Origin of the sequence: Pseudomonas nicosulfuronedens (assembly GCF_005877905.1) — a bacterium.
Taxonomy (GTDB): domain Bacteria; phylum Pseudomonadota; class Gammaproteobacteria; order Pseudomonadales; family Pseudomonadaceae; genus Pseudomonas; species Pseudomonas nicosulfuronedens.
Map to the genome: position 1 here is coordinate 84,131 of NZ_SWDV01000023.1, position 12,793 is coordinate 96,923.

At 65.6% G+C, this 12,793-nt stretch carries 14 protein-coding genes; 4 read left to right on the plus strand and 10 right to left on the minus strand.

Translation table 11 applies throughout. The features are described 5' to 3' along the window. Nucleotides 1-116: 116 nt before the first annotated feature. A complete protein-coding gene (locus tag FAS41_RS17915) occupies nt 117-626 on the minus strand; it encodes a DUF3015 domain-containing protein (protein ID WP_138524575.1) in 510 nt (169 codons plus the stop codon). Nucleotides 627-805: 179 nt separating this feature from the next. On the opposite strand from FAS41_RS17915, the gene FAS41_RS17920 reads away from it, so the two are divergent. After that, nucleotides 806-1,174, plus strand: coding sequence for a PilZ domain-containing protein (locus FAS41_RS17920; RefSeq protein ID WP_045216617.1), 369 nt, complete (start codon nt 806-808; stop codon nt 1,172-1,174). A 63-nt stretch (nt 1,175-1,237) separates the two neighbouring features. Here FAS41_RS17920 and radA read toward each other — a convergent pair whose 3' ends face one another. From radA to FAS41_RS17935, 3 genes are all read right to left on the minus strand, one after another. After that, a complete protein-coding gene (gene radA, locus FAS41_RS17925) occupies nt 1,238-2,617 on the minus strand; it encodes a DNA repair protein RadA (RefSeq protein WP_037015294.1) in 1,380 nt (459 codons plus the stop codon). Nucleotides 2,618-2,671: 54 nt separating this feature from the next. Next, nucleotides 2,672-2,914, minus strand: coding sequence for a hypothetical protein (locus FAS41_RS17930; RefSeq protein ID WP_138524577.1), 243 nt, complete (start codon nt 2,912-2,914; stop codon nt 2,672-2,674). Nucleotides 2,915-2,990: 76 nt separating this feature from the next. Beyond that, the gene (locus FAS41_RS17935) at nt 2,991-3,233 is read right to left on the minus strand and encodes an HP1242/YdcH family protein (RefSeq protein WP_081520069.1); all 243 of its coding nucleotides are present in this window, start codon (nt 3,231-3,233) and stop codon (nt 2,991-2,993) included. A 185-nt stretch (nt 3,234-3,418) separates the two neighbouring features. Between FAS41_RS17935 and mscL the strand changes: the two genes are divergently transcribed. After that, complete coding sequence (gene mscL, locus FAS41_RS17940) at nt 3,419-3,835, plus strand: large-conductance mechanosensitive channel protein MscL (protein ID WP_138524579.1); 417 nt, start codon at nt 3,419-3,421, stop codon at nt 3,833-3,835. Between the two features lie 39 nt (nt 3,836-3,874). Here the strand turns inward: mscL and FAS41_RS17945 are convergent, their stop codons facing one another. From FAS41_RS17945 to FAS41_RS17955, 3 genes are all read right to left on the minus strand, one after another. Beyond that, on the minus strand, nt 3,875-5,425 hold the full coding sequence (locus FAS41_RS17945) for a TerC family protein (RefSeq protein ID WP_138524581.1): 1,551 nt from the start codon (nt 5,423-5,425) through the stop codon (nt 3,875-3,877). 229 nt (nt 5,426-5,654) lie between these two features. Continuing rightward, on the minus strand, nt 5,655-6,431 hold the full coding sequence (locus FAS41_RS17950; RefSeq protein ID WP_138524583.1) for a ferredoxin--NADP reductase: 777 nt from the start codon (nt 6,429-6,431) through the stop codon (nt 5,655-5,657). A 121-nt stretch (nt 6,432-6,552) separates the two neighbouring features. Continuing rightward, nucleotides 6,553-7,545, minus strand: a complete 993-nt coding sequence (locus FAS41_RS17955) for a TRAP transporter substrate-binding protein (protein WP_138524585.1) — start codon at nt 7,543-7,545, stop codon at nt 6,553-6,555. Nucleotides 7,546-7,888: 343 nt separating this feature from the next. Here FAS41_RS17955 and FAS41_RS17960 point away from each other — a divergent pair, with 343 nt between their 5' ends. Continuing rightward, nucleotides 7,889-9,013, plus strand: a complete 1,125-nt coding sequence (locus FAS41_RS17960) for a methyltransferase (protein WP_138524587.1) — start codon at nt 7,889-7,891, stop codon at nt 9,011-9,013. A 65-nt stretch (nt 9,014-9,078) separates the two neighbouring features. Continuing rightward, nucleotides 9,079-9,942, plus strand: a complete 864-nt coding sequence (locus tag FAS41_RS17965; protein ID WP_246084893.1) for an alpha/beta fold hydrolase — start codon at nt 9,079-9,081, stop codon at nt 9,940-9,942. Nucleotides 9,943-10,041: 99 nt separating this feature from the next. Here FAS41_RS17965 and FAS41_RS17970 read toward each other — a convergent pair whose 3' ends face one another. From FAS41_RS17970 to FAS41_RS17980, 3 genes are read right to left on the minus strand one after another with little or no spacing between them, the layout of a single operon-like run. Next, nucleotides 10,042-10,608: a nucleotidyltransferase family protein gene (locus FAS41_RS17970; RefSeq protein WP_138524591.1), complete on the minus strand. Its 567-nt coding sequence runs from the start codon at nt 10,606-10,608 to the stop codon at nt 10,042-10,044. Then, nucleotides 10,605-11,576, minus strand: coding sequence for an XdhC family protein (locus FAS41_RS17975; protein ID WP_138524593.1), 972 nt, complete (start codon nt 11,574-11,576; stop codon nt 10,605-10,607). Before FAS41_RS17975 ends, FAS41_RS17970 begins: the two co-directional genes overlap by 4 nt. Nucleotides 11,577-11,579: 3 nt before the next feature. After that, nucleotides 11,580-12,791 carry a cytochrome c gene (locus tag FAS41_RS17980; protein WP_138524595.1) on the minus strand — a complete coding sequence of 404 codons (1,212 nt, stop codon included), beginning with the start codon at nt 12,789-12,791 and terminating at the stop codon, nt 11,580-11,582. Between the last annotated feature and the right edge of the window lie 2 nt (nt 12,792-12,793).

Here is a 12,793-nt window from a genome sequence, read left to right on the forward strand (position 1 = left end):
CGACCTTAGTCTAGAGCGGTTACGCGCTTATTGCCGGAGGTCAACGCGTTCCGACCCTGGAGTCAGGAAATGAAAAGGCCCGCCTGAGGCGGGCCCTTTCATGCTGCGGCAGATTGTCAGGCAGGCTGCTTGGCGTACTGCGCCAGCGTCTGGTCACGGCTCATCACGGCCAGGGTGTTGTTCAGCACCTGCTCGCCGGTGGCGTCCTTGGAGGTGAAGATCTCACCGAAGTGCTGCTGGGTGACCTGAGCGAAATGGGCGCGATCCTGGGTCGGAATACCGAGCAGGACGGCGTAGGCGTCCAGTGCTTCACCGTGTCCCTGGGCCATGTTCTCGGCGATGTTGTCGAGCATGCCGTTCATGGCGAAGATCGAGCGACCGCCGTAGGTGATGCGCTGGCTGGCGTCGCAACCGTTGGTCCCGGAGGTCAGGCCGAAGGTGGCGTTGCCCGAGGTACCGTTGGTGGTGGTGGCCAGCAGGTGCGGGAACAGGCCGCGCTGACCATCGAAGACCATGTTGCCCCAGCCGCAACCCTTGCCGCTCTGGCCAGCTTCGTCCGCGTGCGCTGCCAGGCTGGCAACGCTGATAACCCCAAAAATCAGACCCTTGATGAGTTTATTGTCCATGCTCTGCACTCCGCAGTTGTAGTGGTTAAACGCACATGGAGCTTTGGCGAGGGTCAGCAGACTGTCAAACCCGCTCGGGCTGCGTCTGACGGACGAAACGTCAGCAATCGGTGTACGACGCGTCAGCAATGGCTTGCGTCTATAGTGAGGCGAAGCAGAAACGGCCGGAGAGCCACGACATGACTGACGATCACGACGAGCGCCGACGCTTCCAGCGCATCGCCTTTGACGCCGGCACCGAGATCAGCCAGGGCGACCTGCGCTGGAAGGTGACGCTGCTGGACCTGTCCCTTCAGGGGCTGCTGGTGCAACGTCCGGAACACTGGAGCATCGTCGCGCAGGAACCGGTGCAGGTGCGCATCTACCTGGGCTTCGACGTCAACGTCTATATGGAGGCCGACCTCGCCTGGGAACGTGAAGGCCTGCTGGGCTTCAACTGCCGGCACATCGACCTGGACTCCATCAGCCACCTGCGCCGCCTGGTGGAGCTGAACCTGGGTGACGAATCGCTGCTGGAGCGGGAACTGACGCTACTGAGCGAGCATTGAAATCCCCTGTAGGAGCGCGCCATGCGCGCGATCGCGGGCATGGCCCGCTCCTACAAGGATGAATTACTCGAATAGCGCATCCAGCGCCTGCTCCAGGCGCGTCACCGCGATGACCTGCAGGCCGGGCGGCGACTCCTTCGGTGCGTTGCCCTTGGGCACGATCGCACGCTTGAAGCCATGCTTGGCCGCTTCCTTCAGGCGTTCCTGGCCACTGGGCACCGGCCGCACCTCGCCGGACAACCCGACCTCGCCGAACACCAGCAACTGGTGATCCAGCGGACGGTTGCGCAAGCTGGACATCACCGCCGCCATCAACGCCAGGTCCGAAGCCGTCTCCAGAACCTTCACACCGCCGACTACGTTGAGGAACACGTCCTGGTCGTAGGTCGGAATACCGCCATGGCGGTGCAGCACCGCCAGCAGCATGGCCAAGCGGTTCTGGTCCAGGCCCAGGGTCACTCGACGCGGGTTGGCCAGGTGGCTGGTGTCCACCAGCGCCTGCACTTCCACCAGCATCGGCCGCGAGCCTTCCCAGGTGGCCATGACCACGCTGCCCGGCACCGATTCCTGGGCGCGAGTGAGGAAAATTGCCGACGGGTTGGAGACTTCCTTCAGACCACGGTCGGTCATGGCGAAAACGCCCAGTTCGTTCACCGCGCCGAAGCGGTTCTTCACCGCACGGAGCAGGCGCAGGCGGCCGTCGGACTCGCCCTCGAAATACAGCACGGTGTCGACCATGTGCTCCAGTACGCGCGGGCCGGCCAGGGAGCCTTCCTTGGTGACGTGACCGACCAGGAAGATCGCCGTGCCGCTCTGCTTGGCGAAACGCACCAGCAGCGCCGCACTCTCGCGCACCTGCGCGACGCCGCCCGGCGCGGATTGCAGCTGTTCGGTGAAGATGGTCTGGATCGAGTCGATCACCATCACCTTGGGCTGCTCCTGGCGCGCCGTGGCGATGATGGTTTCGATGCAGGTCTCGGTCATGACCTTGAGCTTGTCTTCGGGCAGGCCCAGGCGGCGGGCACGCATGGCGACCTGCTGCTGGGATTCCTCGCCCGTGACATAGAGCGCCGGCAGGCGCGTGGCGATGTTGCAGAGGGTCTGCAGGAGGATGGTGGACTTGCCGATGCCGGGGTCGCCACCGATCAGCACGACCGAGCCGTCGACCAGGCCGCCGCCCAGGGCGCGATCCAGCTCCGCCGAGGCGGTGGAGAAACGGGGCATTTCCTCGACGCTGACTTCGGCGAGGGTCTTGATGTTGGCCTGCTGGCCGGCCCAGCCGCCACGGCCGGAAGAGCTACTGCCCGAGCCACCCGTGGGGGTGGTGTCGATGACGGTTTCGACCAGAGTGTTCCAGGCACCGCAATCAGGGCACTGACCGGCCCATTTCGGGTAGGTGGCGCCGCACTCGGTGCAGCCGTACATGCGCTTGGCCTTGGCCATGAGGGACTTCCGTCGAATACAAAGTCCGCATCATAGCCAATCGGGCCAGGCGCTTCAGCTCGCGAGGCGGCGGTACTGGCTTTCCATATCGTGCTTGAGGCTTTCGCGGCGCATCAGCAGCGAGGCCAGGGTGCAGTCGGGGCGTTCGATGCCCTCCTCCACGCGGCCGATTCGCTGGTCCAGCAGCTCGTACTGCAGCTTCAGGCGAACCAGTCGCTCCTGCGCGCGCAGGGCATCGGCGTTGCGTTTGGGGAGCTTGGTGACGGAGTTGCCAGAGGACGAAATGGCTTTACGCATGGCGGTGGCACCGGTTGGAAAGAGATGACGGGAGCCTACGCCTCGCTCCGACACACACCCTTGACTTTGATCAAGCTCAGCCGGATCGCTTGAGCAGGTCGGAAATCTCGTCTTTCAGCGCCACGCGTTGCAGTTTGAGGGAGTTGAGAGCGAGGTCGTCCATCGCCTGGCGGCCGTCCTCGATGTCGTAGATCTTCTTGTCCAGCTCCTCGTAGCTGGCGGCCATGCGGGTGAAGTTCGCGTCCTTCCCGTGCAACCGGGTCATCAGGGCCTTCTGGTCGGGGAATTCGCGGGACAGGGGATGATGCTCGAGCGGCATGGCGGGCCTCCTTCTGTGGATGCTTGGGCATGAATGGCTTGCCCGATAAGCCTAGACCACCGCGCGATGCCGCCCACAGCCGCCGGTCAACCCATTGGAATTGAGCGCACACGGGGTGTTCAGACGGCGACAGGCCGCTAAACTGCGCCTGTCCCCCTCTATCTTGCGTAACAAGGAGTCAGTGCATGAGTCTGCTTAGCGAATTCAAGGCCTTCGCGGTCAAGGGCAACGTCGTCGACATGGCCGTCGGTATCATCATCGGCGCCGCGTTCGGCAAGATCGTCTCGTCCTTCGTCGGCGACGTGATCATGCCGCCCATCGGCCTGCTGATCGGTGGCGTGGACTTCTCCGACCTGGCCATCACGCTCAAGGCCGCCGAGGGCGATGTGCCCGCAGTGGTGCTGGCCTATGGCAAATTCCTTCAGACCTGCCTGGACTTCATCATCGTCGCCTTCGCCATCTTCATGGGCATCAAGGCGATCAACCGTCTCAAGCGCGAGGAAGCCGTGGAGCCCAGCGCTCCGCCGGTGCCTACGCCTGAAGAAACCCTGCTGACCGAGATCCGCGACCTGCTCAAGCAGCAGAACAACCGCGCTCCTTGAGCAGATCGATGATCGGGCCGGGCGCGCCCCCTCCTGGCGTCAGGCCGGCGGCGTAAGCAGCACGCGGCCGATGCGCCGCTCGCTGACATCCGTCACCTCCAGGCGCCAGCCGCCCAGCTCCAGCGTGTCCCCCTTGGCCGGCAAGCGGCCAAGGTGCTTGAGCGCCAGCCCACCGAGGGTCTGGTACTCCGCTGTCGGGCGAGCATGGAAGCCGACCCTGTCGGCCAGCGCCGACAGCGTCACGGCACCGTCCACCCGGTAGGCGCCCGCCTCCGCCTCGATGTCCGTACCGGACACCTCGCTGGCGTCCGGCAGCTCACCGGCGATGGCTTCCAGCACGTCGGTCATGCTCAGCATGCCCTCGAAGCCACCGAACTCGTTGACCACAAAGGCCAGGTGAGTAGAGGCCTCACGCATTTGTTCCAGTGCGCCCAGCACCGTGCTGCTGTCCGGCAGGCTCAGCGGCTCGCGCAGCAGCGGCAGGATGTCCAGCTCGCGGCCCTGCAGCAGGGCAGAGAACAGCTCCTTCTTGTGCACATAGCCCAGCGGCTCGTCGATGTTGCCTTCACGGATCACCAGCAGGCGCGAGTACGGCGACTCCAGCAGCGCACGGCGGATGTTCTCCGGGCTGTCGGCCACGTCCACCCGATGCACGCGCTGGCGGTCGATCATCACGGCTTTTACCGGACGCTCGGCCAGGCCCAGCACACCGCTGATCATCACCCGCTCGCGGCGGTCGAACGGCGCGTCGCCGCCATCGTCCGGGCCCACCAGGTCGGCGATCTCCTCACCCACCTCATCGGCGTCGACCTTGCCACCCATCAGGCGCAGCACGGCGTGGGCGGTGCGCTGGCGCAAACCACGCTGACCGCGCTGGCTCTTCTGGCGCTTCCAGCGCACCAGCTGGTTGGCCATCTCGATCAGCAGGCTGAAGCCGATGGCAGCGTACAGGTAGCCTTTCGGGATGTGGAAGCCCAGGCCTTCGGCAGTCAGGCTGAAGCCGATCATCAGCAGGAAGCCCAGGCAGAGCATGATCACCGTCGGGTGCTCGTTGACGAAGCGGGTCAGCGGCTTGCTGGCCACCATCATCAGGCCGATGGAGAAGATCACCGCGATCATCATCACTTCCAGCTGGTCGACCATGCCCACGGCGGTGATCACCGCGTCAAGGGAGAACACAGCGTCCAGCACCACGATCTGCGCGACCACCGGCCAGAACGCGGCATAGACGCGCTTGCCGTTGGAAGTGTGCACACGGCCTTCAAGGCGCTCATGCAGCTCCAGCGTGGCCTTGAACAACAGGAACAGACCACCGAACAACATGATCAGGTCGCGGCCAGAGAAGGTCTTGCCGAACACTTCAATGAGCGGTTCGGTGAGCGTAACCAGCCAGGAAATGCTCGCCAGCAGGCCCAGGCGCATCAGCAGCGCCAGCGACAGGCCGATCAGCCGCGCGCGGTCGCGCAGGTGCGGCGGCAGCTTGTCCGCAAGGATCGCGATGAAGACCAGGTTATCGATGCCGAGCACCAGCTCGAGCAGGATCAGGGTGAGCAGGCCAAGCCAGGCCGTGGGGTCCATCAACCATTCCATGTCGACTCACCTCGCTGGGTGCGCGCCATGGCAGGCTGGGAAGGCTTATCCGCGAACGCGGGTGCCGGGGGAGGTTCGCCGACCACCGGCTCTACAGGGGTAGATAGCGGGGTCGGCGTCGTACTTTGACTGTCCATAAGGTCCGAAAAAAGGGAAACGGACGCTCATCCTAAGGGCAAAGGGCCTTCACCCTAAGCAGACAATCTTTTCAAAATCTATCGAACGAGGCTCACCAATAGTTTTCCACGGCGATCTGGCCGGGCTTGCGCGTCAGCGCCAGACTCATGCCGCGGGCCTTCAGCACGGCACGGGTGTCTTCGATCATCTGCGGGTTGCCACAGAGCATCACCCGTGAATGTTCCGGAGTGAGTTCCAGACCGGCGGCGCGTTCCAGTTCGCCGTTCTCGATCAGCGTGGTGATCCGCGCGTTCAGGCAGCCGGGCACCTGTTCGCGGGTGACCACCGGGATGAACTGCAGCTTGTGGATATGCTCGGCCAGGTGCTCCATCGCGCCGAAGCTGGCAATCAGGTCACGGTAGGCCAGTTCCTTCTCCTCGCGGGCGCTGTAGACCAGCTTGATGGTCTCGAAGCGCTCCCATACCTCGAAGTCCTGGAGGATCGACAGGAACGGCGCAAGGCCGGTGCCAGTCGCCAGCAGCCAGAGGTCGCGGCCGTCGGGGAAACGGTCGAGGGTGAGGAAGCCGAAGGCCTGGCGGTCCACCAGTAACTGGTCGCCGACGCGCAGGCGGCTGAGCTCACTGGTGAATTCGCCGCCGGGGACGACGATGGAGAAGAACTCGAGGAAGTCGTCGTGGGGCGCCGAAACCATCGAGTAGGCACGCCAGACGATGCTGCCGCTGGGCTTGTACACACCCAGGCGGGCAAACTGCCCGGCGCGGAAGCGGTAGCCGCTGTCGCGGGTGGTGCGCAGGGTGAACAGGCTCGGGGTGAGCGTCTGCACCTCCACCAGGGTCTGGCGGGTGAACTTCTCTTCGCTGGCGGTCATTGTCCGCTCCCAATTCAAGAACCGGCCTATTTTCCCGTATTGGCGCGCGAAGAAACACCCGCAAGGCTTGTGGCTATCCCGCGAGATCGCCACAAGCCTGTCCCAGATCACTGCTGACGGATCAGTGCTTGCGGTTCACCACCTGGGCGGCGCGCAGCACGTCGGTGCCGATCTCGCCTTCGAACTGCTTCCACAGCGGCTGCATGGCGGTACGCCAGGCCTCGCGCTCGGCCGGGGTCAGGGTGATGATGCGCGCCTTGCCGTTGGCCACCACGTGGTCGCGCTCCTTCTGGTTCAGCGCCTCGGCGTCCTTGTTCACCTCGACGGTGACCTCTTCGATGATGCTTTCCAGCTGGGTACGCACGGGGTACGGCATGCTGTTCCAGAACTTCTGGTTGCTGATCACCATGTAGCTGAGCACACCGTGGTTGGTCTCGGTGATGAACGGCTGGGCGGTATCGAGCTTCTGGCTGCCGATGTTCGACCAGGTGTTCTCGGTGCCCTGCACCTTGCCGTCCTGCAGCGCCTTGAGGGTTTCGGCGAAGGGCATCTTCACCGCCGTGGCGTCGAGCAGGCCGAACTGGGCAGTGATCACCGAGGACGGCTGGATGCGGAAAGCCAGCCCCTTGGCATCGACCGGTGCGCGCAACTCGCGGTTGGCGGAGAGCTGCTTCATGCCGTTGTTCCAATAACCCAGGCCGTAGATGCCCGAGCGCGCCATGGAGTGCAGGAGCTCACGGCTCTTGTCACGCTTCTGGAAGCGCTTCACCGCCTCCAGGTCATCGAACAGGAACGGCAGGTCGAAGACCTCCAGCTGCTTGGTGTAGCCCTCGAACTTCGACAGCGACGGCGCCAGCATCTGTACCTTGCCGTCCTGCAACGCCTGCAGTTCATCGGCGTCGCCGAACAGCGTGGAGTTGGGGAACACCTCGACCTTCACCTGGCCGGCCAGGCGCTCTTCCACCAGCTTTTTGAACAGCAGCGCGCCACGGCCCTTGGGCGTGTCGTCGGCGACGACGTGGGAGAACTTGATCACGATGGGCGCATCGGCGAAGGCCGGTTGAGCCACGAGGAAAAGGGCGGACAGGGCCACCCCGAGCAACGACTTGTACATCGACATCCTTATGCAATGGCAATAGCCCGGCGCGCGAACGTGCGTCGCGTGTCGAGGATTCGTGAAGACTTGGAGTGGTGGCCGTCGGTCGGCGGAGCACTGCTCCGGGATCGGGCCCTACCGGGTCGCATGGACCGCCCGGTTATTATTGGGAGCCGCCGCGCATCGTCGGAAAGACGACGGCGGACGGATAGGTCATAATTTTTCGGTATAACGTCGCCCTGCACAAGCAGATGATGGCCAACTGCTTCGCAGTTTGATGACAATCTCGTTGCAATCAGCCTCGTCTCATTGCGACTTCCAGTACCAACTGTTCTCAGCCTTATCTTCGTTCGAGAGTCCCATGCCCGTCCTCGCCAGCCCCTTCGCCCAGCTCGACCTGGTCCGCCACCCTGAACAGCGCGAAGACCCGCTGCAGGCCTTCGATGCGGCCGACGAGTACCTGCTCGCTCATCTGCACGAGCAAGGTGTCGGCGCGGACAGCCGCGTGCTGGTGCTCAACGACAGCTTCGGCGCCCTCGCCGCCAGCCTCGCGCCCCATGTGCGCCTGACCAGCAGCGGCGATTCGCACCTGGGCTTCATCGCCCTTGAGCGCAACCTCGAACGCAACGGCCTGGCCGAAGCGCCGCTCACCTTCGTCCCCGCCAGCGAAACCCCGCAAGGCCCGTTCGACCACGTACTGGTGCGCGTGCCCAAGACCCTGGCGCTGCTGGAAGAGCAGTTGATCCGCCTGCACGGCCAGCTCGCGCCCGGCGCGAAAGTGGTGGCCGCCGGCATGATCAAGCACCTGCCGCGCGCCGCCGGCGACCTGCTGGAAAAGTACATCGGCCCGATGCAGGCCTCGCTGGCGGTGAAGAAGGCCCGGCTGCTGGTGGCCAGCGCCGAGCAGCGCCCGGCCCCCGCCTCGCCCTACCCCAGCCGCTATCGCCTGGACAAGCCGGCCCTGACACTGGTCAACCACGCCAATGTGTTCTGCCGCGAGGGCCTGGACATCGGCACCCGTGCCTTCCTCCCGCACCTGCCGCAGATCCACCACGCCGTGCGCGCCGCCGACCTGGGCTGCGGCAACGGCGTGCTGGGCATCGCCTTCGCCCTGCTCAACCCGCAGGCCGAGCTGACGCTGGTGGACGAGTCGTACATGGCGGTGCAGTCCGCCCAGGAAAACTGGCAGGCTGCCCTGGGCGAGCGCCCTGTGGATATCCGCCCCGACGACGGTCTCGCCGGCCAGGCTGCCGACTCCCTGGACCTGGTCCTGTGCAATCCCCCCTTCCACCAGCAGCAGGTGGTCGGTGACTTCCTCGCCTGGCGCATGTTCCAGCAGGCCCGCGCGGCGCTGGTCACCGGCGGCGAGCTGTGGATCGTCGGCAACCGCCACCTGGGCTATCACGCCAAGCTCAAGCGCTTGTTCCGCGGCGTCGAGCAGGTGGCGGCAAATCCGAAATTCGTGGTGCTGAAAGCGACCAAATAAGCCGCCGGGATTGCTCCGGGCGGCGCGCCGGAGCAGCATGGATCGCCCCCACCCGGATGCGCGCCATGACTGCACAAGAAGCCGCCCCACTCTCACCGGAACCGATCCGCACCGCCGACGGTGTCGATCTCGCCCTGCGCCGAGTAGGCCCGGCGGATGGCGTACCGGTAGTGCTGACCCATGGCACCTTCTCCAATCACCGCAGTTGCCTGGGGCTGGCCAATTACCTGGCCAGCCAGGGCTTCGCCTGCTGGCTGTTCGACTGGCGCGGGCATGGCGACAGCGGGCGCAACGACTTCCTGCATAGCTTCGACGACGTGGCCGAGCAGGATGTGCCAGCGATTCTCGACGCGGTGAGCCAGCGCACCGGACAGACGGCGCTGCACTGGGTCGGCCATTCCGGTGGCGGGCTGATCGTCTCGATGTGGGCGGCGCGTCATCCGGCACTGGCAAAGCGCCGGTTGCGTTCACTGGTGCTGATCGGCTCCCAGGCCACGGCGGCCGGGACCAGCCCGCGACACTGGCTGGCGCTCCGGGCGTTCGACTGGATGCTGCGCTGGCGACGCATCGCGCCCAGCCGCGCCAAGTCTGTCGGCCCCGAGGCCGAGAGCGCCCGACTGATGCGCCAGTGGTGCCAGTGGAATTTCCGTCGACGTTTCGATTCGCTGGACGACTTCGACTACATGGCCGGGCTGGGCAGCATCGAGCTGCCGGTGCTGGGCGTGGCAGGCAGCGGCGATACCTTCATCGCGCCAATCGCGGGGTGCGCGGCGCTGGTGAATGCCTTTGGCGGGACAGAAGCGACGCTGGAGCTGTTCGGGCTGGCGACCGGCGCGCGGGAGGATTACAGCCACAATCGCCTGCTGCTGTCGCGCAATGCCAGCCTGGAAGTCTGGCCGCGCATTGCGCAGTGGCTGGGGCAACGCTGAAGCCTTGTGGCTGAGTGCCGCCAGGGTTCGCGAGCAAGCTCGCTCCTACAAAGAGCACCACGGCGCCAGCCTGTAGGAGCGAGCTTGCTCACGAACCTGTCAGGAGCGCAGGGCGTCAGGGGTATCGACGTCGCGCAGCACGCCAGCGTCGGCAACGTCCAGGGTGATGCAGTGATCGCGATGCGCCTGAACCAAAGCTCGGGCGCCTTCGTCGCCAGTGAGTTGGGTCAACGCCGGCCAGAACTCGCGACCGAACAACACGGGATGGCCGCGCTGGCCATCGTGAAGCGGGAAGAGAATGGTCGAGGGACTGGCCGCTTCCGTTAACGCACGCAAGGTTTGCGGGGCGATCCACGGCATGTCGCCCAGCAGGATGGCGACCGCCTCTGCCTGAGAGTCGTTCAGCGACGCCGCGCCGGCCGCCAGGCTGTGCCCCATACCGAGCGCCGCGTCCGTGCTGTGGATAACCCGGCAGCCGGCGGGCAGGTCGAAATCCTCGGCCCGCTCGCCGTCACGCAGCACCACCCGGACTTCATCGAACACCACCTGCGCGCGTTCGACGCATTGCGCCAGCAGGCTGCGCCCATCTGGCAGGATCGCGCGGCGCTTGTCCGCGCCGAAGCGCAAGCCCTGACCGGCGGCCAGGACCAGCGCCACGACCGTCACAGCGCCTCGCGGGCGATGCCGCTGCGGGTACGCAGGATGTCGGCGAGCACCGCCATGGCGATTTCCGCGGGTGTCTTGCTGCCCAGGTTGAGGCCGATGGGTGCGTGGATGCGCGCCAGTTCGGTCTCGCCCAGGCCACCGACGCGGTGCAGACGTTCGCGGCGTTTCTCGGAGGTGGTGCGCGAGCCCATCACGCCGATGTAGAAGGCCTCGGTGCGCACGGCTTCGAGCATGGCCAGGTCGTCGATCTTCGGATCATGGGTCAGCGCGACCACGGCGGTGTCCGCATGGCAGCCACCGTTGGCAATGAAGATCGACGGCAGTTCACGGCGGATTTCGATGCCATCCAGCACCACGCCATCCAGCGCCTCTTCGCGGGGATCGCAGAGGATCACCTCGAAGCCCAGGCCCTTACCGAATTCCGCGCAGAAATGCGCGACGCTGGAGTAGCCCGCCAGCAGCAAGCGCTGCGCAGCGCCAACGCGCAGATACACACGGGCTTCGTCGCGCTCGACCCGCGGGCCGTGCTCGTGGTCGTCGCTCAGGCGGCGGCTGCCGTCCTGCAGGCTCACTTCGCGCAGCAGGCGGCGCTGGCCGAGCAGTGCCGATTCCAGCTCCCGCAGGTGGGCCTGCACGTCGCAATCGGGCGCGAGGTTTTCCACCAGCACGTCGAGGATGCCGCCGCAGGGTAGGCGGATATTGCTGCGGGTGTCGGTGCCGTCGCCGTAGCGCACAACGACCACCGGTTCGCTGAACTCGCCCTCGGCGACACGTTCGAGGAAGTCATCCTCGACGCAGCCGCCGGACAGCGACCCCACCCACTGGCCGCTGGCGTTGACCGCCAGCAGCGAGCCCGGCGCGCGAGGCGCCGAGCCGTAGGTGAAAAGCACGCTGCACAGCCACACACGCTGGCCGGCGTTGGACCACTGGAGCGCCTGCCGGACTACTTGCAGATCGAGATGCTGCACGACTCACTCCGCTTTGAGTTGAGCGACCTGTTGTACGCCCATGTCACCCGGCAAGCCACCCCAGGCCTGACGCAGGTAGTTGATCAGGTCGGTGAGCTGCTCGTCACTGAGCTTGCCGGCGAAGCCCGGCATCGGCTGCATGCGCTCGAAACCGGTGAACTGCTGCTCGCGGATGCCCTCGACGATGACCTTGGCCAGGTTGCGCGAATCGGCCAGGCGCAGGGTGGTGTTGCCCTGCATGGCCACGGCAATGTGCGGCTTGCCCTCGCCGTCGTTGCCGTGACAGCCGGCGCAGACGTTGAGGTACTGCTGGCGCCCGCGCTTGGCGCTGTCGCTGAGCTTGTCCTCGGCGACGGCCTGGACCACCTTGGCCTGCGGTGGCTGATCGCCCAGCAGGTAGGTGGACATGGCGGCCAGGTCCTGGTCACCCAGGTGCTGGGTGCTCAGGTGCATCACCGGGAACATCTCGTTGAACATGCTGCCCTGCGGGCTCATGCCGTGCTTGAGGAAGCCGGTGAGGTCGGCGCTGGTCCAACCGCGCTCGGCCAGATCCTGGGCCAGCAGGCTCGGGGCGCTGTAGCCGTTGAGCAGGCCGCCGGTGAGGCGCTTGTCCTGCTCCAGGGCGCCGATCTGGTTGCGCGGGGTGTGGCACTCGCCGCAGTGGCCGAGCACTTCCACCAGGTACTGGCCACGCTTGTACGCGTCGCTCTTGCCCTCGGTGCTTTCCAGCTGGACGCTCTTGCCGTACAGCATGTTCCAGCCGGTCAGGCCCAGGCGCACGTTGAACGGGAAGCTCAGGCTGGTTTCCGGAGCGGCGCGGTGCACCGGCGTCTGACTCATCAGGTAGGCGTAGAGGGCATCGCTGTCCTCGCGCTTGATGAGGTGGTACGAGGTGTACGGCATGGCCGGGTAGAGATTGGCGCCATCCTTGCGCTTACCCTCGGTGAGGGCGGCGAAGAACTCGTCGGCGCTGTAGTTGCCGATGCCGAAATCCTTGTCCGGGGTGATGTTGCTGCCGTAGATGGTGCCGAACGGCGAGTGGATCGGCAGACCGCCGGCGAACGGCGCGCCGCCCTCGGCGGTGTGGCAGGCCATGCAGTCGGCGGCACGGGAGACGTATTCGCCGCGCTTGATCAGGTCCTGGTCGGCAGCTTGTGCGCTGAGCGCCAGGCCGAGGCCGGCAGCCAGCGCGAGGCCGGAAAGAATGCGCTGCATGC